This is a genomic window from Bradyrhizobium sp. USDA 376 (assembly GCF_054063675.1).
In genome coordinates this window covers 8,772,225-8,795,265 of record NZ_JBSSGN010000001.1, presented here as the reverse complement: position 1 = coordinate 8,795,265, position 23,041 = coordinate 8,772,225, and the positions used below count along the sequence as shown (strand labels likewise).

The window sequence follows — 23,041 nt, the reverse complement described above, 5'->3', positions numbered from 1 at the left end:
CCTCCGAACCCCTTTTGACCCGGAACCAGGCGCAGGCCCAAAGCTGAGCGGATCATGGCTGAGCGGATCGCTCTCATCACCGGCGTGACCGGCCAGGACGGCGCCTATCTCGCCGAATATCTGCTGTCGCTCGGCTATGTCGTGCACGGCATCAAGCGGCGCTCGTCCTCGTTCAACACCGCGCGTGTCGATCACCTCTACCAGGACCCGCATGTCGGCAACGTGCCGTTCCTGATGCACTATGGCGACATGACGGATTCGACCAATCTGATCCGCCTGGTGCAGCAGATACGCCCCACCGAGATCTACAATCTCGCCGCGCAAAGCCACGTCGCCGTCAGCTTCGAGAGTCCGGAATACACCGCCAACGCCGACGCCATCGGCGTGCTGCGCTTGCTTGAAGCGATCCGCATCCTCGGCATGGAGAAGGAGACGCGGTTCTACCAGGCCTCGACCTCCGAGCTCTATGGTCTCGTGCAGGAGATCCCGCAGAAGGAGACGACGCCGTTCTATCCGCGCTCGCCTTACGGCGTCGCCAAACTCTACGGCTACTGGATCACGGTGAACTACCGTGAGGCCTACGGCATGTTCGCCAGCAACGGCATCCTGTTCAACCATGAAAGCCCGATCCGCGGCGAGACCTTCGTCACCCGCAAGATCACCCGTGGCGTGTCGCGCATCGAGGTCGGGCTCGAGGACACGCTCTATCTCGGCAATCTCGAGGCCAGGCGCGACTGGGGTCATGCCAGGGACTACGTCGAGGGCATGCACAAGATCCTGCAGGCCGACAAGGCGGATGATTTCGTGCTCGCCACCGGCGAGATGCATTCGGTGCGCGAGATGGTCGAGCTGTCGTTTGCGCAGGTCGGCCGCCGCATCGTCTGGCGCGGCAAGGGCGTGGAGGAGACCGGCGTCGATGCGAAGAGCGGCAAGACGATCGTAAAAATCGATCCGACCTATTTTCGCCCGACCGAGGTCGATCTCCTGATCGGCGATGCCAGCAAGGCGCGCGAGGTGCTCGGCTGGACGCCGAAGCGGACGTTCACAGAGCTCGTCGCGGAGATGATGGGAAGCGATCTGGCCGAGGCGAAGCGGGACGCAGGCCATGGCCAACACAGCGTTTGAGCTCAAGGGCAAAAGCGTCTACGTCGCCGGCCATCGCGGCATGGTCGGCAGCGCGATTGCGCGCCGGCTCGCAACGGAGGATGTCCGGCTCGTCACCGTGGGTAGGGGCGAGGTCGATCTGCGCAACCAGGCCGCGGTGTTCGACTGGTTCGCGCAGGTGCGGCCGCAGGTCGTGTTCCTCGCCGCGGCCAAGGTCGGCGGCATCGTCGCCAACGACACGCTGCGCGCCGAGTTCATCTACGACAACATCGCGATCGCGGCGAACGTGATCCAGGCCGCGCATCAGAGCGGCGCAGAGAAATTGATGTTCCTCGGCTCCTCCTGCATCTATCCGAAGCTGGCGCCGCAGCCCCTGCGCGAGGACTCCGTGCTGACCGGCCCGCTGGAGCCGACCAACGAGCCCTATGCGATCGCCAAGATCGCAGGGATCAAGATGGTCGAGGCCTATCGCAGCCAGTACGGCTGCGACTTCATCAGCGTGATGCCGACCAATCTCTACGGCCCCGGCGACAATTATCATCCGGAAATGAGCCACGTCGTCGCCGCCCTGATCCGCCGCTTCCACGAGGCGAAGCAGTCGGGCGCGAAGAACGTCGTGGTGTGGGGCACCGGCACGCCGCGGCGCGAGTTCCTTTATGTCGACGACATGGCGGATGCCTGCGTGCACCTGATGAAGACCTATTCCAGTGCGGAACTGGTCAATATCGGCACCGGCAAGGACATCACCATCGCCGAGTTCGCGCGTCTCGTCGCCGGCATCGTCGGGTACAACGGAGAGATCTTTTTCGACACTTCGCGGCCCGATGGAACACCGCGCAAGCTGCTCGACGTCAGCCGTCTCGACAGGCTCGGCTGGCGCGCCACGACCTCGCTCGAGTATGGCTTGAAGCGTGCATACGCGGCGTATCTGTCGCATACGTAGAATGCAACAAATGCATGTCGCGTGTTTCAGGAGTTGTCCGCAACGCCTGTCACGCGCGGCGGCTAAGATTTATTCGGTTCGCGCGGCAACCTGCCCTAATGTTGGGCGCGCGGTCGGATAGTGAAATGGTCTAGGGTGTTCACTGGAACATCCGTCTTCAACGGAAAGAGTTTTTCATGCGAATCGCGATGATCGGAACGGGCTATGTGGGACTGGTGTCCGGAGCCTGCTTTGCGGATTTCGGTCACGACGTCACCTGCGTCGACAAGGACGAGAAGAAGATCGCGGCCCTGCACCGCGGCGAGATCCCGATCTACGAGCCGGGTCTGGATGAGCTGGTTGCAACCAACGTCAAGGCCAAGCGGCTCGACTTCACCACCGACCTGTCCAAGCCGGTCGCCGATGCCGACGCCGTGTTCATCGCGGTCGGCACGCCCTCGCGCCGCGGCGACGGTCACGCCGATCTGTCCTATGTCTACGCCGCCGCGAAGGAGATCGCGCAGTCGCTCACCGGCTTCACCGTCGTGGTGACCAAGTCGACCGTGCCGGTTGGCACCGGCGACGAGGTCGAGCGCATCATCCGCGAGACCAACCCGAAGGCGGACGTCGTCGTTGCCTCCAACCCCGAATTCCTGCGCGAGGGTGCGGCGATCCGCGACTTCAAGTTTCCCGACCGCGTCGTCGTCGGCACCTCCGATGAGCGTGGCCGCAAGGTGATGGGCGACATTTATCGCCCGCTGTCGCTGAACCAGGCGCCGCTGATGTTCACCGCGCGCCGTACCGCTGAGATGATCAAATACGCCGCGAACGCGTTCCTCGCGACCAAGATCACCTTCATCAACGAGATCGCCGATCTCTCCGAAAAGGTCGGTGCCAACGTGCAGGAGGTCGCGCGCGGCATTGGCCTCGACAACCGCATCGGCACCAAGTTCCTGCATGCCGGCCCCGGCTTCGGCGGCTCGTGCTTCCCGAAGGACACCAAGGCGCTGATCAAGATCGCGCAGGATTATGACGTGAATCTGCGCATCGTCGAATCCGTGCTTGCCGTGAATGAGAACCGCAAGCGCGCGATGGCGCGGAAAGTGAGCCAGGCGCTCGGCGGCTCCTTGCGCGGCAAGACCATCGCCGTGCTCGGCCTCACCTTCAAGCCCGACACCGACGATATGCGCGACGCGCCGTCGATCCCGCTCGTGACCGGACTGATCGACATGGGTGCGAAGGTCAAAGCCTTCGATCCCGTCGGCATGGAGCAGGCCAAGGGCGAGCTGCCCAACATCACCTATAGCGAGGACGCCTATTCCTGCGCGCAAGGCGCCGACGCGCTGGTCATCGTGACCGAGTGGGTGCAGTTCCGCGCGCTCGATCTCGACCGGCTGAAGGCGATCATGGCGCAGCCTGTCGTCGTCGATCTCCGCAACATCTACCGCCCCGAAGAGATGGCGGCCGCCGGCTTCACCTACGAGAGCGTCGGGCGCTCCTCGGAGACTTAAACAAGCCGTTTGAAGTTGAGCTTCGCCCGCCTCGTCCTGGGGCGGGCGAAATCGTCTCTGCTGCGATATGATCCGGTCGCATCAGCCTGCCGCGGTTCGGCCCGTCAACTTCGCTGCCGCCATGGAGATTGTCATGACCGACGACACGTACACGATCCGCAGCGGCGGGCTGACCGCGACCATCAAGGCGCAAGGCGCCGAAATGTGCTCGCTGAGGAGCGACGCCGGGGTCGAATTCGTCTGGCAGGCCGAGCCGGCTTGGCCGCGCCACGCGCCGCTGCTGTTTCCGATCGTCGGTCGTCTCGCCAACGACGAATTGCAGCACAAGGGCAAGACGTACCGGCTAACGCAGCACGGCTTTGCGCGCGACAGCCGCTTCCAGTGGGCGGAGCGCGGCGAAAGCCGCTGCGTGCTGGTGCTCGAAGACAACGAGACGACGCGGGCGCTCTATCCGTTCGCGTTCCGTCTGACAGCCATCTACACGATCGACGAGACCGGTCTCGACCTCTCGCTTACGGTTGCGAACACCGGCAAGGAAATCTTGCCGGCTTCGCTCGGCGGCCATCCCGCCTTCAACTGGCCGCTTCAGCCCGGTCTGCCCAAGGAAAGCTACGCGCTCACCTTTGCGAACGCAGAGTCGTCTCCCGTCCGCCGCCTCGACGGCGGTTTGCTGCGTGCGGCAGCGGAGGCGACTCCCGTCAAGGGCACGGTGCTGCCTCTGTCCGAGTCCCTGTTCGTCGACGACGCCATCATCTTCGACCGGATCGAGAGCAACTCGGTCCGCTTTGCCACAGGCGGGGGCACATCGACCGGGCCCTGGCTCAAAATGTCATGGCGCGGCTTTCGCGAGCTCGGTGTCTGGTCGAAACCGTCAGGCGCGCCGTTCCTCTGCATCGAGCCCTGGCGCGGCCATGCCAGCCCCGCCGGATTCGACGGCGAGTTCAGCGACAAGCCCGGCCTGATGCATATCGCGCCCGGTGCGGAAGAGCGATTGTCGTTCCGGATCGAGGTCGCATCGTCCTGAGATCGACGATCCCTCAGACCTCGATCCGTGTCAGGTCCTCACCGAGCACGACCGGACCCGAATAATCCTGTCGCACATCCGCGAGCAGTGCATTCAGCATGGCATCATCGGTGCGCGGCCGGTGATGGGTCAGCGCGAGCTTCTTGACGCCGGCCTTGGCCGCGACCTTGCCGACGGTGTCGCCGCAGGCGATCGTGTATTTCGCCAGCCGGCGGAAGTGCTCGTTGTTGATCTCCGGTGTTGCGAGAAAGCAGACCTGCACCAGCAGGTCGGCGCCCTCGGCCAGCCGCTCGAGACCGGGGCAGGGGACCGTGTCGCCGGAGATCGCGATGACCTTCCCCTCCGCCTCGAAGCGATAGCCGAGACACATCCAGCGCGCCAGGAACGCCGGCGACATGTCGAGGCCGTCGCCATGCGAGACTAGCTCGGCGCTGATCTTCCAGCGGCCGGTGTCGAGAACGGGGCCGGGAATGATGTCCGTCGCGACGACCGGCTTCCAGCCGCCGAAGGTCGGCTCGCCCTGATCGCGCCAGGCGATGTCCTTGTCGTAGACCTGCGTGACGAGCGTGTTGACCAGCCGTTCGGTGTCCGGCGGCCCAAAGATGCGCAGATCGTCCTTGCGACCATGCATCCATGAATTCAGCATCACATCGTAGAGATCGCCGATGTGATCGAAATGATGATGGGTGAGAAAGACCGTGTTGATGGCGCCGAGCGGCACGCCGGCCTTGTGGAGCTGCACCATGACGCCGCGGCCGGCGTCGAACAGGATGTTCTCCTCGCCGAACCTGATCAGCGTGGTCGTCGCCATGCGGCGCGGGTCCGGTCGTGGGCCGCCGGTGCCGAGCAATATGACTTCCATGGCGTCTACTCCAGCGTGAAGAGTTTTCACAGTAGAGTCGAACGCGACAGCGAGGCAAGTCGCGTCAGACGGACCTGAATGGAGCAGCGTTTCAGTGCATGCCAGTCGCAGTGGCGGCCAGGGTCGTCCGCACGGTTGGCCGATCCGATCTCGCGGACGTCAGGCGGTGCGCGAGATCCTGCGCGTGCCGTTCGACCAGCTGCCAGGTCGCGCGCGCGAGGAGATAGCTGAGCGCGGCGGTGACGGCATAGGCGATGAGAAGCGAGACCGGCCCGTCCGCGAGCGGCCAGATCTGGCGCAGGCCGTAGATGACGGCGAAGTGCGACAGGTACATCGAATAGGAATTGCGGCCGAGCGCCTCGATCGGCGACCAGCAGATCGCCTGGCGAATGCAGCCAGCAACCAGCGCGCCGAGCACGAGATTGATCATCAGATAGTTGAACTCGTGCGAGCCGGTCGCGCGATCGGCGATGAAGGACAGCGCGATGAAGGCGGCGAGGATCGCGGCGTCCGACTTCGCGAAGCCGTCGCGCAGCGCGAAGAACAGGGCGCAGCCGACGAGGAAGACCGGAAGCTGGTTCAGGAAGCTGATGTGGAGCGCATTCCACACGAAGGCTTCGTTGCCCGGCCCGTAATAGGCGGAGAACAGCGCAAAGGCGAACGGCTTGAACAGGCAGACATTGACGAGATGCAGCACGATCGCGAGTACGAGATAGAGGTGGCGGCGCGCGCCGAACGCGGTGATCAGGAGCGGGAAGAGGACATAGAACGTCATCTCCGCGGCGATCGACCAGTCGCCCGGCACGACGCTGTTGACGCTGTCTGGCCAGAAGCCGTGCAGGAACGTCGCGGTCAGGATCACCTGGAGCGGCCCGATGCCGTTGGGCGCGTTGGCGCTCGGGCCCGTGCCGTTGACGGCGAGGTAGAGCGGGATCGCGAGCCAGAACAGCGGCGCTATTCGCAGGAAGCGGCGGATGTAGAATTTCCGCGTCGGATTCGTTTCGGTGCGCTGCGTCCACATCAGGCACATCGTCAGGGCGCTGACGAAGTAGAATACGTTGACGCCGGTCCACCCGCACATGAAGGCGAAGTCGACGACGCGGATGTTCGATGGGAAGGATTGTGAGACGTGGATCGCCATCACGCCGACGATGGCAAGACCGCGCAGGAAGTCGAGGCTGTGCGAACGACCGAAGGGCGTTGCAACTTTCTCGGTTCGACCGGCAACTGACCGGGGCTGCCCCTGCATCACGCCTGCTCCTTCGGTTTTCCATCTGCAGGCGGGACCATAGAGGCGCGGCCGGCTTTCCCGAAGCCGAAGGCATTCTTTACGTTAACCGGCGGTTGAATCCGGAACGGGGTGTGCGGGATCGGCGATATCAAGTTGGCGTCGCGGCGCTCGCACGGACCATGCGGGGTGATGGTGCGCCGGATGAGAAGTGTGGGGTAATTCATACTTAATACGGCGAGATCGTGACCAATATTGTTTGGGCAGCACAATACGCCTAGTATTCGTCAGGCAATTTTCGGGGGCTCGAACCAGCTGTGAATGTTCGTTCACATGGCAGTGCGTTGCGCGACGACGTGACTTTCCAGGCCGGGTCGCACGCACACAGGACATCCAACATCGTGGCTGATTCCGCACGTCAGGACTTGCGTCCCGCAGGCCGTGAGCGCCTGATCGTGGTCGAAGACGATCCGGTGACGCGGACGATGCTGGTCGGCTATTTCAACGATAACAATTTCGACGTGATCGGCGCCGGCTCCTGCGCGGAGTGCCGGCAAGCGCTGCGCTCGCGCACCGATCTGGTCTTCCTCGACGTGCAGCTGCCTGACGGCGACGGCTTCGAGCTTGCCAAGGAAATCCAGGCGACCAGCAACGCGGGCATCATCTTCGTGACCCGCCGCGACACCGATGTGGATCGCATCCTCGGCCTCGAGATCGCCGGCGACCATTACGTCACCAAGCCGATCAATCTGCGCGACCTGCTCGCGCGCGCGCGCAGCGTGCTGCGGCGGCGCTCGATCGACCGCAAGGCGGCGCGCAACCATAACTCGATCGCCTTCGGAGACTGGATCATCGACCTGACGCGGCGCGAGCTGCTCGGCGCCGATGGCAAGCCGGTGGCGTTGACCCGCGCCGAATTCGACCTGCTCGCCGCGCTGGTCGGCGCCGACGGCCGGCCGCTCAGCCGCGACTATCTGATCGAGGTCGTCAGCAACCGCCAGGCCGAGGTCGACATCCGCACCGTCGATGCGCTGGTGGCGCGGCTGCGCCGCAAGCTCGTCGGCAGCGGCACGCCCGTGATCGCGACCGTCACCGGTGTCGGCTACAAGCTCGCGCTCAGCGAGCGGCTCTAGCTCAATCGGCTATCGCGCGCGGGCGCTCTGGTCCGTTGACGTCTTCGCCGGCCCGGCGAGCCGGTCGTCGACCGCATAGAGCGTGCAGGTCGCCGACCATTTCAGGCAGGCGGCGAGCGAATCGCGCTGGGCGTCCTCGGCGGTCGTGCGCCCCGACCGCCAGCCGTAGCCGCCGTTCGGCGACACCGCAAACGCCTTGTGCGGCAGCGTGCTGGCGAGATAGCGCGCGAACTCGGCGCGCGCGGCCTCGTTGAGCTGGCTCGGCGGCGGCAGCGGATCGGGCGGGCTCAGGATGTCGTGGTTCAGCCCACGCTCGCGCAGGAACGCGTCGACGTAGGGCGTCCATTGCGGGCGGCCGGCCACGGAATAGAGATAGTGCCCATCGTCGCCGTAAGCCGGCGCCGCGACGAATTTTGCGGTGCCGCCATTGCCGCGAAACCCGTCATAGAGCCGGCGCGCAAGATCGGGTCCGAAGAAGTTGTCGTTGGTCGCGTAGACCCACAGCATCGGCACGCGCGAGGTCTTGCCGAAGCTGGCGAAGGCCTGCACCAGCCCATCCTCGTTGCAGACGTCATCGTCGTCGCGCGAGCCGCGGCCGCCGGCGAAGCTGATCGCGGCGACGAGGCCGGTCGGTGCCTGCGCCGTCAGCGCGACGGTGGCGAGTCCGCCGGCGGAATGGCCGGCCGCGATCATGCCGGATGTCGTGACGTCGGACCGCCGTGCCATCGCGTCGATCGCAGCGCGCAAATCGGCGACCGCAACCGCCGCCGCCGGCAAATAGGCGGCATTGGCGCAGCCGCCGACGCTGTCGACGCGGCCGCCGGGCGAGGTGCCGTAGCCGCGCCGCATCACGATCAAGGCGGCAAAGCCGCGCCGGGCATATTCCAGCGCGATGCCGTAATATTTGTGCGCCGACATCGTCGCGCGGTCATCGAACTTGCGCGGCGAGCCATGGCTGAGCAGCGCCAACGGATAGCGCTTCGTCCCCGCCGGCCGCACCAGGAACGCCTCCAGCCCCTGCGGCCCCGCCTCCGTCATCGGGATGCGCAGATCCTCGGTGTAGAATTCCGCAGCCCGCGCCGGCGCGCCGGCCACGACAAGGCCGGCGATCAGCAGCAGCAGCTTGCGCGAAGGGATCATGGGACGATTCGAGGGGCGGTGGTGGCGAGCATAGCACGATCCTGGGGATGCGCGGGCAAGGCACACTGCTTCTCGTCGTCCTGGCGAAAGCCAGGACCCATTACCCCAACCCGTCGTTTGACGAAGGCTCGTGGTCGGTACGGCTGTCGAACTCCACGGATGGACCTCGCGGTATGGGTCCTGGCTTTCGCCCATGGGCGCTAAAATAGGATTTGCGCATTGGATTGGCTTGTGATTCCAAATTGGGATGGCACACGAATCGCTTGTGAACGAGGACTGGGCGCGTGTTGTCGCCCGGCTTGGCGGCGCCGAAGCGCTCAACGTTAGCGCGCGCGAGACGAAGGCGTTTGTCCGCCCGCGGGAAATCAGCAATGCGGTGGATTTGCTGCGCTTGATCCTGGCGTATTGCCTTGGCGAGCGAGGTCTGCGGTTGACGGCGGCATGGGCCACGTCGGTGGGCCTTGTCGATATCTCCAACGTGGCTCTGTTGTATCGGTTGCGTCAGTGCGGAGATTGGCTGGCGAAGTTGATAGGCCAAGCACTGGCGAGCGGTGCGCCGAAGGCGAGCCACGGCCGCCTGATCCGCATTGTTGACGCCACGACGGTCCCGAAGGCTGGGACGAGCGGCAGGAACAAGAACGCGGTGTGGCGCATACACAGCGCGTTCGATCTTCCGCAGGAGCGCTTTGGTCACTTCGAGCTGACCGATCAGCGAGCGGGCGAGACGCTGGACCGGATACCGGTGATTGCCGGCGAAATCCGTCTTGGCGACCGCGCTTATCTGCAACCGGAGCGCATGGCACGTCTCGTCGATGCCGGCGCGGACTTCGTGATCCGGTCCGGCTGGAAGAGCGCGCGTTGGGTTGATGCCAAAGGTGGTCTGGTCGATCTGACGGCCGAACTGCGCAAGGCTTCGGCATGTGGCCTGATCGATCGACCGATCTGGATAAAACGCAAGTCTGGCGCACCGCTGCTCGCTCTGCGTCTGGTTGCCGTCAAGAAGCCGGCGCAAGCGGCCGCGGTCGCACGACGCAAGGCGCGCCGAACGGCCCAAAAGGGAGGCCACCAGCTCTCCAGGCAAACACTTGACGCTGCAGATTGGGTGATCCTGGTGACCTCGCTCGCACCGGAGGACTTCTCAACGAGCGATGTCCTTGCCCTCTATCGGCTGCGATGGCGCATTGAACTCGGCTTCAAGCGGCTCAAGAGTTTGATTGGCCTGAAGGGCCCTCCCGGAACTGACGAGCGGTCCGCCAGGCCCCACATCCTCGCTCATCTGCTGATCATTCTCCTGCTCGAGCCACTCGTCGACGAACTCGAGGACTCTCCCCGCTTGGCCGAGGCCGCCTGACCCGTCCAGGGACCTGGCGTCTGCTCCGCCAACTCGTCGCCTCCCTCCGACAAGCAATCATGCCCCAACCCGCGATTGCTTGCCTGCGCAGACTTCGCTCCACGCTCGGACGGCATCTACACGAACCACCAAGACGAAAACGTCGCTATCAAGCAATGCAACTATTTTAGCGCCCATGGGCTTTCGCCAGGACGACAGCGGAGTTTGTGGCGTCGTCACATTCAAGGAACGCCTTCCCCCTCGCGCGTGTTGTGCATTTGGCGGGGGCCCCGCCGATGCTATGGTGTCCCGCACTCACGACAAAGACGAGGATAATTCAGTGGCTGATGTTCATCCCGCGGCGGGCAAGCAGGTCTCGCCGGACGCGCTCACCAACATTCCGCGGCTGGTGACGGCCTATTTTGCGGGCAAGCCCGATGTTGCGGATCCGGCACAGCGGGTGGCGTTCGGCACCTCCGGCCACCGCGGCACCTCGTTCAAGAACACGTTCAACGAGGGCCACATCCTCGCGACGACGCAGGCGATTTGTGACTACCGACAGGAGAAGGGCCTGACCGGCCCGCTCTTCATCGGCATCGACACCCATGCGCTGGCCGAGCCGGCGCTGGTGAGCGCCGTCGAGGTGTTCGCCGCCAACGGCGTCGACATCATGATCGACAAGGACGGCGGCTACACGCCGACGCCTGTGATCTCGCACGCGATCCTGACCTACAACAAGGGCCGCACCTCGGGCCTTGCCGACGGCGTCGTCATCACGCCCTCGCACAATCCGCCGGAGGACGGCGGCTACAAATACAATCCGCCGCATGGCGGCCCGGCCGACACCGACGTGACCGGTGTGGTCGAGAAGCGCGCCAACGCCTATCTCGCCGACGGCCTCAAGGGCGTGAAGCGCATCGACTACGCGAAGGCGAAGAAGTCCGCGAACGTGCATGCCTACGACTTCATCACGCCCTATGTCGCCGATCTCGGCAGCGTCGTCGATCTCGACCTCGTCAAATCGGCCGGCATCAAGATCGGCATCGATCCGCTCGGCGGCGCCGCTGTGCATTACTGGCATCCGATCATCGAGCGCTATGGCCTCAAGGCTACCGTCGTGAACGAGGCGATCGACCCGACCTTCCGCTTCATGACGGTGGACTGGGACGGCAAGATCCGCATGGACTGCTCCTCGCCTTATGCGATGGCGAGCCTGATCGGCATGCGCGACCGCTTCGACGTCGCCTTTGCCAACGACACCGACGCCGACCGCCACGGCATCGTCACGCGCACGGGCGGCCTGATGAATCCGAACCACTATCTTGCGACCGCGATCTCCTATCTGTTCGCGCACCGTCAGGACTGGGGCAAGAGTGCTGCAATCGGCAAGACCGTGGTGTCGAGCTCGATCATCGACCGCGTCGCCAAGAAGCTCGGCCGCAAGCTGGTGGAGACCCCGGTCGGCTTCAAATGGTTCGTCGACGGGCTCGTCAGTGGTGGCTTCGGCTTCGGCGGCGAGGAGAGTGCGGGCGCCTCGTTCCTCAGGCGCGACGGCACGGTGTGGACCACCGACAAGGACGGCATCATCCTCGGCCTGCTCGCTGCCGAGATCATGGCCAAGACCGGCCGCGATCCGAGTCAGCTCTTCAATGACCTCACCGCCGAGCTCGGCGTCCCCCATTACGCGCGCATCGACGTTGCGGCGACCGGGCCGCAGAAGAACATTTTGAAGTCGGTCACGCCCGAGCAGCTCGGCTTGAGGGATCTCGCCGGCGATCCGGTTCGCTCGACGCTGAGCAAGGCGCCCGGCAACGGCCAGCCGTTCGGCGGCATCAAGGTCGAGACCGATTTCGGCTGGTTCGCCGCACGGCCGTCCGGCACCGAGGACGTCTACAAGATCTATGCGGAAAGCTTCCGCAGCACTGAGCACCTGAAGCGGATTCAGGGGGAGGCGCAGGCGGGGCTGGCCAAGGTGTTCGCGGCGTAGGACGCACGAGGCGGGGGTTGCTCTCGGACGCCTCCCGGGGAGGGGGCGCGTATCCTCCGGCGTCATCGCCCGCGCAGGCGGGCGATCCAGTACGCCGCGGCGGAAGTTGTGTGAACCCAATGTCTGCCGCGGCGTACTGGATTCCCCGCTTTCGCGGGGAATGACAGTGGGGATCGTATTGTATACATCGCACTTAGAATAGGTATTATAATACACATATTTGGCCTTGAACAATTCCATCCCTCAGTTATTGTATACATAACGCATACATAAGCCGTGGGAGTGAGACCAATGACAAAGCCCTTCCCCATGAACGCCTGGTACGCCGCGGCGTGGGACGCCGAGGTGAAGCCGGCGCTGCTGCCGCGGACGATCTGCGGCAAGCACATCGTGATGTACCGGAAGGCCGACGGCTCGGTGGCTGCGCTGGAAGACGCCTGCTGGCACCGCCTGGTGCCGCTGTCCAAGGGCCGGCTCGAGGGCGATACGGTCGTCTGCGGCTATCACGGCCTGAAATACAACGCGCAGGGGCGCTGCACCTTCATGCCCTCGCAGGAGACCATCAACCCGTCGGCCTGCGTGCGCGCCTACCCCGTGGTCGAGCGCCATCGCTACATCTGGCTCTGGATGGGCGATCCCGCGCTGGCCGATCCCGCGCTCGTGCCCGACATGCACTGGAATCACGATCCGGCCTGGGCCGGCGACGGCAAGACCATCCGCGTCAATTGCGACTATCGCCTCGTGCTCGACAATCTCATGGACCTCACCCACGAGACTTTTGTGCACGGCTCCTCCATCGGCAACGACGCGGTCGCCGAAGCTCCGTTCGACGTGACCCATGGCGAGAAGACCGTGACGGTGACGCGCTGGATGCGCGGCATCGAGGCGCCGCCGTTCTGGGCCAAGCAGCTCGGCAAGCCCGGCCTCGTCGACCGCTGGCAGATCATCCGCTTCGAGGCGCCGTGCACCATCGCCATCGACGTCGGCGTGGCGCCGACGGGCACCGGCGCGCCGGAAGGCGATCGCTCGCAGGGCGTCAACGGTTTCGTGCTCAACACCATCACGCCGGAGACCGAGAAGACCTGCCACTACTTCTGGGCCTTCGTCCGCAACTACCAGATCGGCGAGCAGCGCATCACCACCGAGATCCGCGAAGGAGTCTCCGGCATCTTCCGCGAGGACGAGCTGATCCTGGAAGCGCAGCAGCGCGCCATGGACGAGAATCCCGATCGCGTCTTCTACAACCTCAACATCGATGCCGGCGCGATGTGGACGCGCAAGCTGATCGACAGGATGGTGGCGAAGGAAAATCCGCCGCCGCACCTCCAGGCTGCGGAGTAGGATATGGCCGAGCGTGAGGTCGATCGCTCCATCTCGCAGACCGTGAAGGCGCAGCTGGCGCTGCGCGACCAGATCCTGTCGGGCTCCTTGCGTCCCGGCGAGCGCATCTCCGAGCTGCAGGCGGTGGAGACCACCGGCGCCTCACGCACGCCGGTGCGCATGGCGCTGGTGCGGCTGGAGGAGGAGGGCCTGCTGGAGGCAATCCCTTCCGGCGGCTTCATGGTGAAGGCCTTCTCCGAGCGCGACATCTCCGACTCCATCGAGCTGCGCGGCACGCTGGAAGGCCTCGCTGCGCGCTTCGCCGCCGAGCGCGGTGTCTCCGCGCGCGAGCTCGAGCCGCTGAAGGAATGCCTCGCTGCGATCGACGAGTTGCTGCGCCAGGTGCCGATCTCGATCGAGGCCTTCTCGTCCTACGTCACGCTCAATGCACGCTTCCACGCGGTGCTCACGGAATTGTCGCGCAGCCCGCCGCTGATCCGGCAGATCGACCGCGCCTCGGCGCTGCCGTTTGCTTCCCCGAGCGGTTTTGTGATGGCGCAATCGGCGTTGCCGGAAGCGCAGCAGATCCTGATCATCGGCCAGGAGCACCATCGCGTCGTCATCGACGCCATCGAGAACCGCGAAGGCGCGCGCGCCGAAGCCATCATGCGCGAACATGCGCGGCTTGCGGTTCGCAACTTGAGGCTTGCGCTCCGCAACCGGACCCATCTCGACCTCCTGCCGGCGCTCGCGCTGATCAAGACCGCAACCGACTGAGGCAGTCACCATGCGCTTCATCGAAACCTGGACCCCGGCGACGCTCGTCTCGACGCGCGATCTTGCGCCCGGCATCCGCGAATTCCTGATCCGCCCCGATCAGTTCGACGGTGCGGCCTATCCGGTCGGCAGCCACATCAATGTCAGCGTGACCATCGACGGCCAGCCGGAGACGCGGTCCTATTCGCTGGTCGGCGAGGCCTCTCCGCACGGCCTTCGAATTGCGGTGCGCCGCACTGATGATTCCCGTGGCGGCTCGCGCTACATGTGGTCCTTGCAGCCGGGCGCGCGGCTCGACATCACCCAGCCCGCCTCGCTGCTTGCGGTGGACTGGGCACGCCAAAACTATTGCCTGATCGCCGGCGGCATCGGCATCACCCCGATCCTCGGCGCCGCGCAGGCGCTGGCGCGGCGCGGGGCAAACGTCACGCTGCACTATGCCGTGCGCTCGCGCACTGAGGCCGCCTATCTCGACGATCTCGCCGCGATGCTCGGGGAGCGCTTGGTCGTACATGCCAGCGATGAAGGCAAACGCCTCGATCTCGATGCGCTGTTCGCGTCATTACCGCAAGGCACGCTGGCGCTGTTCTGCGGCCCGATGCGCATGCTGGACGCCGCGCGCCATGCCTGGATCGGCGCCGGCCATCCGCTGCCCGATCTCCGCTACGAAACCTTCGGCTCCAGCGGCACGCTGCCGACCGAAACCTTTCGCGTGCGCCTGAAGGGCTCCGGCGTCGAGCTCGAAGTCCCGCGCGAGCGCTCGATGCTGGACGTGCTCAACGCCAGTGGCCACGAGGTGATGTACGATTGCAAGCGCGGCGAATGCGGCCTCTGCGCCATCGACGTGGTCGCGGTCGACGGCGAGATCGACCATCGCGACGTCTTCTTCAGCGACCATCAGAAACAGAGCAACCAGAAGATCTGCGCCTGCGTCTCCCGCGCGCGGGGTACCATCACCGTGGACACGCTGCTGCGGGCGGATGCGGTCTGAGCCGGCCCGGAGCGAGACTCCGTTAGGGGAATCGACAGCGGCCGCAGGCTCCACCTCTCCCGCTTGCGGGAGAGGTCGGCGCGAAGCGCCGGGTGAGGGTTCTCTCCTCTTGGGGAATCTCTCCGTCGAGACACCCTCTCCCCAGCCCTCCCCCGCAAGCGGGGGAGGGAGCTCACCGCCCTTGTGGTCGGCAGTTGGACTCGATCACCTACGCCGCGTAAATCGCCCGGTATTTCTTCGTATTCAGCAGCGCCAGCACGCCGTCGGCGGCCACCGGCCGGCTGATCAGATAACCCTGCACCTCGTCGCAACTGATCTCGCGCAGATATTCGAGCTGGTCGGCGGTCTCGACGCCTTCGGCGACCACGGCGATGTTGAGGTCGCGCGCGAGCGAGATCACCGACTTCACGATCGCGGCGCAGTCCGGCTGCACCAGCATGTCGCGGATGAAGGACTGGTCGATCTTGATGCGGCTGAACGGCAGCTTGCGCAGGTAAGTCAGCGATGAGAAGCCGGTGCCGAAATCGTCGAGCGCCACGGTGACGCCGAGTTGCAGCAGCGCGTTCAGGATCGAGGCGGCCGAGCCGTATTTCGACAGGAGCATCGATTCCGTGATCTCGATCTCGAACCGGCTCGGAGAGACCTTCGCATCGGCGAGTGCCTGCACGATGGTCTGGAGGATGGCCGTGCTGTGAAACTGCGACGCGGAGAAATTCACGGCGACCCTGATGTCTTCGGGCCAGTCCGCCAGCGTCGCGCAGGCGCGCCGGATCACCCATTCGCCGATCTCGTGGATCAGCCCGGTCTCCTCGGCGATGGCGATGAACTCGCTTGGCGGCACCAGCCCGCGCGAGGGATGCTGCCAGCGCAGCAGCGCCTCGAAGCCGGTGATGCGGTTCTCGTCGAGATCGAGGAACGGCTGAAACACCAGGAACAGCTCGTCCCGCGCAATGGCACCCTCGAGGTCCGCTTGCAGCGCCTTGCGGTCGCGGGACTGCCTGTCGTCGGCCTGTTCGAAGAAGCAGACGGTGCCCGGTCCCGCCTTCTTGGCGCGATAGAGCGCCGCATCGGCGTTCTTCATGATGTCGAGCGCCATAGTGCCGTCGCGAGGCGCCAGCACGATGCCGACGCTGGTCGCGCCGACGATCTGGCGGCCCTCGATCTGGAACGGTTCGTCGAAGGCTGCAACGAAGCGCTCGGCGATCTCGAGCGCATCCTCGGGCCGCGCCAGATTGGCCATCACCACCGCGAACTCGTCGCCGCCGATGCGCGCGACGTGCTCGGCCGCGCGGGTGCAGCGCTGCAGGCGGCCTGCGACCTGCACCAGAAATTCGTCGCCGGCGGGATGGCCCAGCTTGTCATTGACCTCCTTGAAGCGATCGAGATCGAGCAGCAGCACCGCGAACTCCTCGCCCGACAGCGCGAGGCGCTTGAGCGCGGCATCGAGCGTCTCGTTGAAGGCGAAGCGGTTGGGCAGTTGCGTCAGCGGGTCCTGCCGCACCGTGCGCTCCGCCTCGATCTGCCGCATCACGCGCCGCGCGAACGAGAACGAATTGATGAACACGCCGCGCAGCAGCACGCTGCCATAGACCACGACGAGGAAGGCGATCAGCAGGAAGGCCAGGTCGCCGTTCCTGCCGAGGCAGATCGCGATGCCGCCGAAGATCGGGGCCGTGAAGGCGATCGCCGCGATCGGGATCGTGGCGAAGGCGAGCGCGCCGCCGGCCAGCATTCCCGAGCACAGGCAGGTGATGACGAGCTGGCCGCCGGTCGAGGCATTGGCGAAGAAGGCGACCGGGACGATGCCCCAGGCGGCTCCGAGCAGAAAGGCATTGCGCACCAGCCGATGCATGGCACGCTGCGAGACGAAGTGCGGCTTGGTGATGCGGCGCGCGGCGTGGGATTGCAGGCCGAATGCGATCGCCGCGGCGGCGACCGCGACCGCCCAGATCAGGGCGAACGTCCTGTCCGGTGACGACCACAGCGCGATGGCCAGCACGATGGCGTTGCAGGCGTTGGCGAGCATGATGCCGACCGAATAGCCGAGCACCAGCGACATCTGTTCGGCGCGGATGTGGCCCGCCACGGCTTCGTCCGTTGCGGGACCGCCGAACACCGACAGATCGCCGGCGAACAGCCGCGCGAAATAGCTGGTCAGTTGAGTCCGCATTCAAGAGCCTAGCAGCAGGGCCGTTTGTCCGGCTCGATCCGGAGAATTCTCCGCAAACCTTTGACGAACTATGAATTATCCACGCTTGCCGGGGTGGTCGCGACCACTTCTGCGTGTTCAAAGGAAGGTATCGATAACAAATCGATACAAATGCGGTGCTATGCGTCACGCCTGTGGCACATGGCCTGTTCGGTGGCGGCAAGGAAGCTGTCTGCCTCCTCGCAGAGCGGCTTCGGGACCCGGAAGAACTGCTCCCCGATCGGCTTTTTGCCGCACCCCGGCCGGATCGAGACGCCCCCCGATCGCGTGATACGTTCGTGGACCGACCAGGCCACCGTGCGCGGTGTCGGCACTGGATGCATTCGAAATCCCGAGGGCCTGTCCATGAGCGAGCCTTCAGCCGATGTTTCGGCAACGGTCGAATACACGATGGACAAGTGGCGGATGGACCGGGTTCCCTGGGCCATGTGGGCTTGCGTCGCCGGCCTTGCGGTCGTGCTTCACGCCGAGAGCCGTGGCCAGAATGGAGCGGTTTTGGCCGCCGTCTATCTGGCTCTCCTGGGTCTGGCGTTCGCAGGCTATGCACTGACGACCCTGATCGGACGGTCCGGCCTGCCTCTGCTTCTGGAATTGCTGATCGGCGCCCTTGTCCTGATCATCTTCTCCGCTCTCATCGGTGGCATCAGCCTGATGGTCGGCGGGTCGACCGGCGGCTCCAGCTATGTCGGCGCCATGCGCAGTCTCTATTGGAGCCATCTCGTGAACCCATCGCTGAATGTTTTCGGCTGGATGTTGCTCTACTTGGGATCGGGATGGATCGCGTTCTCGTCCTACCGGCACTTCCATGCGGATCGGGCAGTCGTCTCCATGTCTGCCGCGGGCATCCGGTTTCACAGGCCATGGCTCAAGGGTCTTTTCATCCCCTGGCAGGAGGTGCGCGGGGTGGGCCACCTCGAGGTCCCTGGCATGTCGGGGGTGCCGTATGTCAGTCCGTATGCTGCTGCCGTCATGGTCGGTCAGGATTTCTATGAGCAGCACATCGCGTCGAAGCGAAGCTTCCTTGCGCCACCCGGGTCAGAAGCCATGTTCTGCCCGAAGGGCGAGATGATGCAGGTGGTGCTGAACAGCGCCGACATGACGGTCAAGCCCGATGATTTTCTCAGGCCCGCCGAGGCGCGATGGAAAGCCTTCCGGGATCGGGCCGGATCGTCATCGCAGCCCGGCGGCACTATCGTCTACGGACGGTGGTCCATCAACGGCTCTGCATGGCAGGCCGTTCAGTTTCTTGCGCCTCTCGTCGGCATGGCCGTGGTCATGCTGTACCGATAGGGGCAATCCTGCTCAGCGTCCGAGTTGCTTCGGATCGTAGAAGAAGCGCTCCTCGATGATCTCATTGCCTCGCCAGGTCTGCCACGCGATCTCCTCCAGCGTCCGCGTCACGCCCTCGGCGTTGGTGAAGGAGAATTTCCAGCGGCTGGCGACAATGTCGCCATCGATCAGGCTCGGGCCGAGGCGCACGGCAGTGACCTCCTTGAACGCCGCCAGCACGCCGCGCTCCTTGTCCGCGAGCTTGTCGCGCCCGACCACGGGCGCGGCGAGGTTCTCATAGGTCGCGGCGTCCGGGGTGTAGTAGTCGAGGATCGCGCCGACGAAGTCACCATCCTCCAGCCGCTTCGCAAAGGCTTCGACGATGTCACGGCTGGGCATGGCGCACCTCACAATTAAAACCGACTGATGGTCGGTAAATACCGACCGATAGTCGAAAAGTCAACTGGCCGCCCGCGGCAAATTCGATTAGAGCTTCACTTGATCAAATTGAGGTGCGTCCGCGAAGAAGGTCGGCCCCCTCTCCCGCTTGCGGGGGAGGGCTGGGGTGGGGGTGCCTCCGCAATGAAGAACCCCCAAGAGGAGAGAGCCCTCACCCGGCGCTTCGCCATAGCCGAGGCGGCGCCTCGGCGTTCCTAAGTAGACGGCCGCCGAAGGCGGCCTATGCCTCTCCCGCAAGCGGGAGAGGTTGAGCAAACCCGCGGCTCCAGATGAGGACTCATGGCGAAACAGGCGGAGCGGCGGGCGGCGACATCGGAGGCGATCCTGACGGCGGCGCGCCGCCTGTTCGGGACGCAAGGCTTTGCCGCCACCACCATGGACGAGATCGCGGAAGGCGCCTCCGTCGCCAAGGGCGCGGTCTATCATCACTTCAAGACCAAGGAGGCGGTGTTCGAAGCCGTGTTCGACCAGGTCTCGCGCGACCTCGTCGCCGAGATCGATCGCACCGCGCGGGCCGAGAAGGATTTGCTCGCCGCGATGGTCGCCGGCACCCAGCATTACTTTGCCGCGACCGCCAAGGGCCCGACCGGCCAGATCATCCTCCGCGACGGTCCCGCCGTGCTCGGCTGGGAGCGTTGGCGCGAGATCGACGCCCAGCACTTTGGCGGCAAGATGCCGCGTGCGCTTTCCGCAGCAATGGAGGCGGGCCTGATCGCGCGGCAGCCGGTCGAGCCGCTGGCGCGGCTGCTGCTCGGCGCGGTGACGGAGGCCGCGGTCGCCTGCGCCGGACGCGCCGACATCGCAAGGGCGGGCGCGGAATATGCCCGTGCGTTCAAGTCGCTGGTCGAGGCGCTGCGCCTCCGCGCATGATTGTGCTACTGACGAACCGGAAACGCCCACACAACAAGAAGAACAGTAGCGCATGAACGCAAATTCCTCTCTCGCACCCACCGATCCCGAATTCGACTACATCATCGTCGGCGCCGGCTCAGCCGGTTGCGTGCTCGCGAACCGTTTGTCTGCGAGCGGCAAGCATAGCGTGCTCCTGCTCGAGGCCGGCCCGAAGGATTCCAACATCTGGATCCACGTGCCGCTCGGCTACGGAAAACTGTTCAAGGAGAAGTCCGTCAACTGGATGTACCAGACCGAGCCTGAGCCCGAGCTGAAGGGGCGCCAGGTGTTCCAGCCGCGCGGCAAGACGCTGGGCGGGTCAAGTTCGATCAACGGCCTGCTCTATGTCCGCGGCCAGCACGAGGACTACGATCGGTGGCGCCAGCTCGGCAATGCCGGCTGGGGTTACGACGACGTGCTGCCTTACTTCAAGAAGGCCGAGAACCAGTCGCGCGGTGCGGATCAGTATCACGGCACGGGTGGGCCGCTGCCGGTCTCCAACATGATCGTCACCGATCCGCTGTCGAGGGCCTTCATGGACGCCGCCGTCGAGACCGGTCTGCCCTACAATCCCGACTTCAACGGCGCGACGCAGGAAGGCGTCGGCCTGTTCCAGACCACGACGCGTAACGGCCGCCGCGCCTCGACGTCGGTCGCCTATCTCGGCCCCGCGCGGACGCGCAGCAATCTCAAGATCGAGACTGAGGCGCTCGGCCAGCGCGTGCTGTTCGAGGGACGTCGCGCCGTCGGGGTCGAATATCGTCAAGGCGCTGCACTGCGCCGCGCGCGGGCGCGGAAGGAGGTCGTGTTGTCGAGCGGCGCCTACAACTCGCCGCAGCTCTTGCAGCTCTCCGGCGTCGGCCCTGGCGATCTCCTGCGCAAGCACGGCATCGATGTGGTGCTGGACGCGCCGGGCGTCGGCCACGACCTCCAGGACCACATGCAGGTCCGCATCGTGATGCGCTGTTCGCAGAAGATCACCTTGAACGACACCGTCAACAATCCGCTTCGCCGCACGCTCGCCGGCGCGCGCTATGCGCTGTTCCGCAAGGGCTGGCTGACGATTGCGGCCGGCACCGCGGGCGCATTCTTCAAGACCAGCCCGCGGCTCGCTTCGCCCGACATCCAGGTGCACTTCCTGCCGTTCTCGACCGACAAGATGGGCGAGAAGCTGCACGATTTCTCCGGCTTCACCGCCTCGATCTGCCAGCTCCGTCCCGAGAGCCGCGGCTCCTTGCGCATCAAGAGCGCCGACCCGACCGTGCCGCCGGAGATCCGCATCAACTACATGTCCACGGAGACCGACCGCACCACCAACGTCGAGGGCCTGAAGATCCTGCGCAGGATATTGAGTGCGCCGGCGCTGAAGCCGTTCGTGGTCAACGAGTATGATCCCGGGGCGAAGGTATCCACGGATGCCGAGCTCCTGGATTATTGCCGCGAGCGCGGCAGCACCATCTATCATCCGACCTCGACCTGTCGTATGGGCAACGACGCGCTCGCGGTGGTGGACCAACGGCTGAAGGTGAGGGGGCTCGAAGGCCTCCGCGTCGTCGACGGCTCGGTCATGCCGGACCTCGTCTCGGGGAACACCAACGCGCCGATCATCATGATCGCCGAAAAGGCCTCCGACATGATATTGGAGGATGCGCGGTAGAGCATGATCCGGACCCGGAGGGCCGCGTTAGCGCAAAGTGGGAACCGGTTTTCCGATCAGATCATGCTCAAACAAAACTACGCCTCTCGAAAGGACAACGGCTTGGCTACGCGACTGAAGATCGGCACCCGCAAGAGCGCGATGGCGCTGGCACAGACGGAAGAGATTGCGCGCCGCCTGACTGCCGCCGTGCCCGGTCTCGATGTCGAGATCGTCAAGTTCGACACGACGGGCGATCTCGACCAGACCAGCAAGCTGCTGCCGCATGGCGGCAAGGGCGGTGCCTTCGTGGCGCAGATCCGAGCCGCCGTGCTGTCGGGCGAATTGCAGGCGGCGATGCATTCGCTGAAGGACATGCCGGGCAACGAGGACACGCCCGGCCTCGTCATCGGCGCCACGCTGTCGCGCGATCCGCCCGGCGATGCGCTGGTGCTGCGCGACGGCGTGACGCTGGAGGCGCTGCGCCAGTCCCGCGGCAAGGGTTTTAAGATCGGCACCAACGCGGTGCGCCGGGCCGCCTATGCGCGGCGGTTGTTTCCCGATGTCGAAGTGATCCACTTCCGGGGCGCTGCCGACACCCGCGTGCGAAAACTCGACAATGGCGAGAAGCAGCGCCTGCCGGATGGCGGCGCGGTGGGGCCGGCGGATGCGTTGATCATGGCGCGCTCGGGCCTTGATCGCGTCGGCCTGGCGGACCGGATCGCCTACGAGTTCACCGCGGCGGAGATGCTGCCGGCGGCGGGGCAGGGCATCGTCGCCGTCGAATGCGCGGCGCAGGACTGGCAGACGCGGCAAATTCTATCATCGATCGACGATCCCGCCGCGCACGCCTCGGCCGATGCCGAGCGCGAGGTGCTGTGGGTGCTCAACGGTCACTGCAATTCGCCGGTGGCGGGTTTTTCGACCATCGCCGGCGATCAGATGTCGCTCACCGCATCCGTGCTCGACCTCTCCGGCGACACCATCATCGAAGCCTCGCGCACGGGCCCGGCCAACCGCCCGCGCGAGCTCGGCCGTGCCGTGGGTCTCGATCTGCTGGCGAAGGGTGCGGCGGAGATCATCGAGCGCAGCCGCCCGCGCTAAAGCATGATCCGGAAAAGTGCGAAGCGGTTTTCCGGAAAGATCATGCGCAAACAACAACCTAAAGCGCATCTCATTGCGCTTTAGACTCTCACCAAATTTCTCATGGGGGCGATGATGGCATTATGCCCCTGTTTTGCCCGACGG

Annotated in this window: 19 protein-coding genes; 14 read left to right on the top strand and 5 right to left on the bottom strand. The window is 65.1% G+C overall.

The annotated features are described in order from the left end of the window. Positions 1 to 54 precede the first annotated feature (54 nt). The 4 genes from gmd (at position 55) to ACVJ19_RS41380 (ending at position 4,561) form a co-directional block, all read left to right on the top strand. Positions 55 to 1,125, top strand: a complete 1,071-nt coding sequence (gene gmd / locus ACVJ19_RS41395) for a GDP-mannose 4,6-dehydratase (protein ID WP_453954806.1) — start codon at positions 55 to 57, stop codon at positions 1,123 to 1,125. Continuing rightward, entirely contained in the window at positions 1,106 to 2,047 is a 942-nt protein-coding gene (gene fcl / locus ACVJ19_RS41390; protein WP_456739510.1) for a GDP-L-fucose synthase, read from the top strand. Before gmd ends, fcl begins: the two co-directional genes overlap by 20 nt. A gap of 176 nt (positions 2,048 to 2,223) precedes the next feature. After that, a complete protein-coding gene (locus ACVJ19_RS41385; protein ID WP_453954805.1) occupies positions 2,224 to 3,537 on the top strand; it encodes a UDP-glucose dehydrogenase family protein in 1,314 nt (437 codons plus the stop codon). 133 nt (positions 3,538 to 3,670) lie between these two features. Beyond that, positions 3,671 to 4,561 carry an aldose 1-epimerase family protein gene (locus tag ACVJ19_RS41380; RefSeq protein ID WP_453954804.1) on the top strand — a complete coding sequence of 297 codons (891 nt, stop codon included), beginning with the start codon at positions 3,671 to 3,673 and terminating at the stop codon, positions 4,559 to 4,561. A 13-nt stretch (positions 4,562 to 4,574) separates the two neighbouring features. On the opposite strand, the gene ACVJ19_RS41375 is transcribed toward ACVJ19_RS41380, so the two are convergent. Next, positions 4,575 to 5,423: an MBL fold metallo-hydrolase gene (locus tag ACVJ19_RS41375; protein WP_453954803.1), complete on the bottom strand. Its 849-nt coding sequence runs from the start codon at positions 5,421 to 5,423 to the stop codon at positions 4,575 to 4,577. 91 nt (positions 5,424 to 5,514) lie between these two features. Then, positions 5,515 to 6,672, bottom strand: coding sequence for an acyltransferase family protein (locus ACVJ19_RS41370; protein ID WP_453954802.1), 1,158 nt, complete (start codon positions 6,670 to 6,672; stop codon positions 5,515 to 5,517). Between the two features lie 296 nt (positions 6,673 to 6,968). Here ACVJ19_RS41370 and ACVJ19_RS41365 point away from each other — a divergent pair, with 296 nt between their 5' ends. Then, positions 6,969 to 7,784 (top strand): response regulator, encoded by an 816-nt coding sequence (locus ACVJ19_RS41365; RefSeq protein WP_453954801.1) that lies wholly within the window; start codon positions 6,969 to 6,971, stop codon positions 7,782 to 7,784. 9 nt (positions 7,785 to 7,793) lie between these two features. Here ACVJ19_RS41365 and ACVJ19_RS41360 read toward each other — a convergent pair whose 3' ends face one another. Beyond that, a complete protein-coding gene (locus tag ACVJ19_RS41360; protein WP_453954800.1) occupies positions 7,794 to 8,924 on the bottom strand; it encodes an alpha/beta hydrolase family protein in 1,131 nt (376 codons plus the stop codon). Between the two features lie 247 nt (positions 8,925 to 9,171). Here ACVJ19_RS41360 and ACVJ19_RS41355 point away from each other — a divergent pair, with 247 nt between their 5' ends. The 5 genes from ACVJ19_RS41355 to ACVJ19_RS41335 all read left to right on the top strand — a co-directional run bounded on the left by ACVJ19_RS41355 (position 9,172) and on the right by ACVJ19_RS41335 (position 15,329). After that, positions 9,172 to 10,275, top strand: coding sequence for an IS4 family transposase (locus ACVJ19_RS41355; protein WP_453947895.1), 1,104 nt, complete (start codon positions 9,172 to 9,174; stop codon positions 10,273 to 10,275). 319 nt (positions 10,276 to 10,594) lie between these two features. Next, positions 10,595 to 12,241, top strand: coding sequence for a phosphoglucomutase (alpha-D-glucose-1,6-bisphosphate-dependent) (gene pgm / locus ACVJ19_RS41350; RefSeq protein WP_453954799.1), 1,647 nt, complete (start codon positions 10,595 to 10,597; stop codon positions 12,239 to 12,241). 291 nt (positions 12,242 to 12,532) lie between these two features. Then, positions 12,533 to 13,582: an aromatic ring-hydroxylating dioxygenase subunit alpha gene (locus ACVJ19_RS41345; RefSeq protein ID WP_453954798.1), complete on the top strand. Its 1,050-nt coding sequence runs from the start codon at positions 12,533 to 12,535 to the stop codon at positions 13,580 to 13,582. Positions 13,583 to 13,585: 3 nt separating this feature from the next. Next, complete coding sequence (locus ACVJ19_RS41340) at positions 13,586 to 14,338, top strand: GntR family transcriptional regulator (RefSeq protein WP_211404229.1); 753 nt, start codon at positions 13,586 to 13,588, stop codon at positions 14,336 to 14,338. Between the two features lie 10 nt (positions 14,339 to 14,348). Beyond that, on the top strand, positions 14,349 to 15,329 hold the full coding sequence (locus ACVJ19_RS41335; RefSeq protein WP_453954797.1) for a PDR/VanB family oxidoreductase: 981 nt from the start codon (positions 14,349 to 14,351) through the stop codon (positions 15,327 to 15,329). A gap of 208 nt (positions 15,330 to 15,537) precedes the next feature. Here the strand turns inward: ACVJ19_RS41335 and ACVJ19_RS41330 are convergent, their stop codons facing one another. Next, positions 15,538 to 17,499: a putative bifunctional diguanylate cyclase/phosphodiesterase gene (locus ACVJ19_RS41330; RefSeq protein ID WP_453954796.1), complete on the bottom strand. Its 1,962-nt coding sequence runs from the start codon at positions 17,497 to 17,499 to the stop codon at positions 15,538 to 15,540. A gap of 24 nt (positions 17,500 to 17,523) precedes the next feature. On the opposite strand from ACVJ19_RS41330, the gene ACVJ19_RS41325 reads away from it, so the two are divergent. Beyond that, the gene (locus ACVJ19_RS41325) at positions 17,524 to 18,828 is read left to right on the top strand and encodes a hypothetical protein (RefSeq protein ID WP_453954795.1); all 1,305 of its coding nucleotides are present in this window, start codon (positions 17,524 to 17,526) and stop codon (positions 18,826 to 18,828) included. A gap of 12 nt (positions 18,829 to 18,840) precedes the next feature. Here ACVJ19_RS41325 and ACVJ19_RS41320 read toward each other — a convergent pair whose 3' ends face one another. Next, positions 18,841 to 19,206 carry a nuclear transport factor 2 family protein gene (locus ACVJ19_RS41320; protein ID WP_211404226.1) on the bottom strand — a complete coding sequence of 122 codons (366 nt, stop codon included), beginning with the start codon at positions 19,204 to 19,206 and terminating at the stop codon, positions 18,841 to 18,843. Between the two features lie 339 nt (positions 19,207 to 19,545). On the opposite strand from ACVJ19_RS41320, the gene ACVJ19_RS41315 reads away from it, so the two are divergent. The 3 genes from ACVJ19_RS41315 to hemC all read left to right on the top strand — a co-directional run bounded on the left by ACVJ19_RS41315 (position 19,546) and on the right by hemC (position 22,897). Next, positions 19,546 to 20,136, top strand: coding sequence for a TetR/AcrR family transcriptional regulator (locus ACVJ19_RS41315; RefSeq protein ID WP_453954794.1), 591 nt, complete (start codon positions 19,546 to 19,548; stop codon positions 20,134 to 20,136). 52 nt (positions 20,137 to 20,188) lie between these two features. Then, entirely contained in the window at positions 20,189 to 21,814 is a 1,626-nt protein-coding gene (locus ACVJ19_RS41310; protein WP_453954793.1) for a GMC family oxidoreductase, read from the top strand. 102 nt (positions 21,815 to 21,916) lie between these two features. Then, positions 21,917 to 22,897 carry a hydroxymethylbilane synthase gene (hemC, locus tag ACVJ19_RS41305; protein ID WP_453954792.1) on the top strand — a complete coding sequence of 327 codons (981 nt, stop codon included), beginning with the start codon at positions 21,917 to 21,919 and terminating at the stop codon, positions 22,895 to 22,897. Positions 22,898 to 23,041 lie beyond the last annotated feature (144 nt).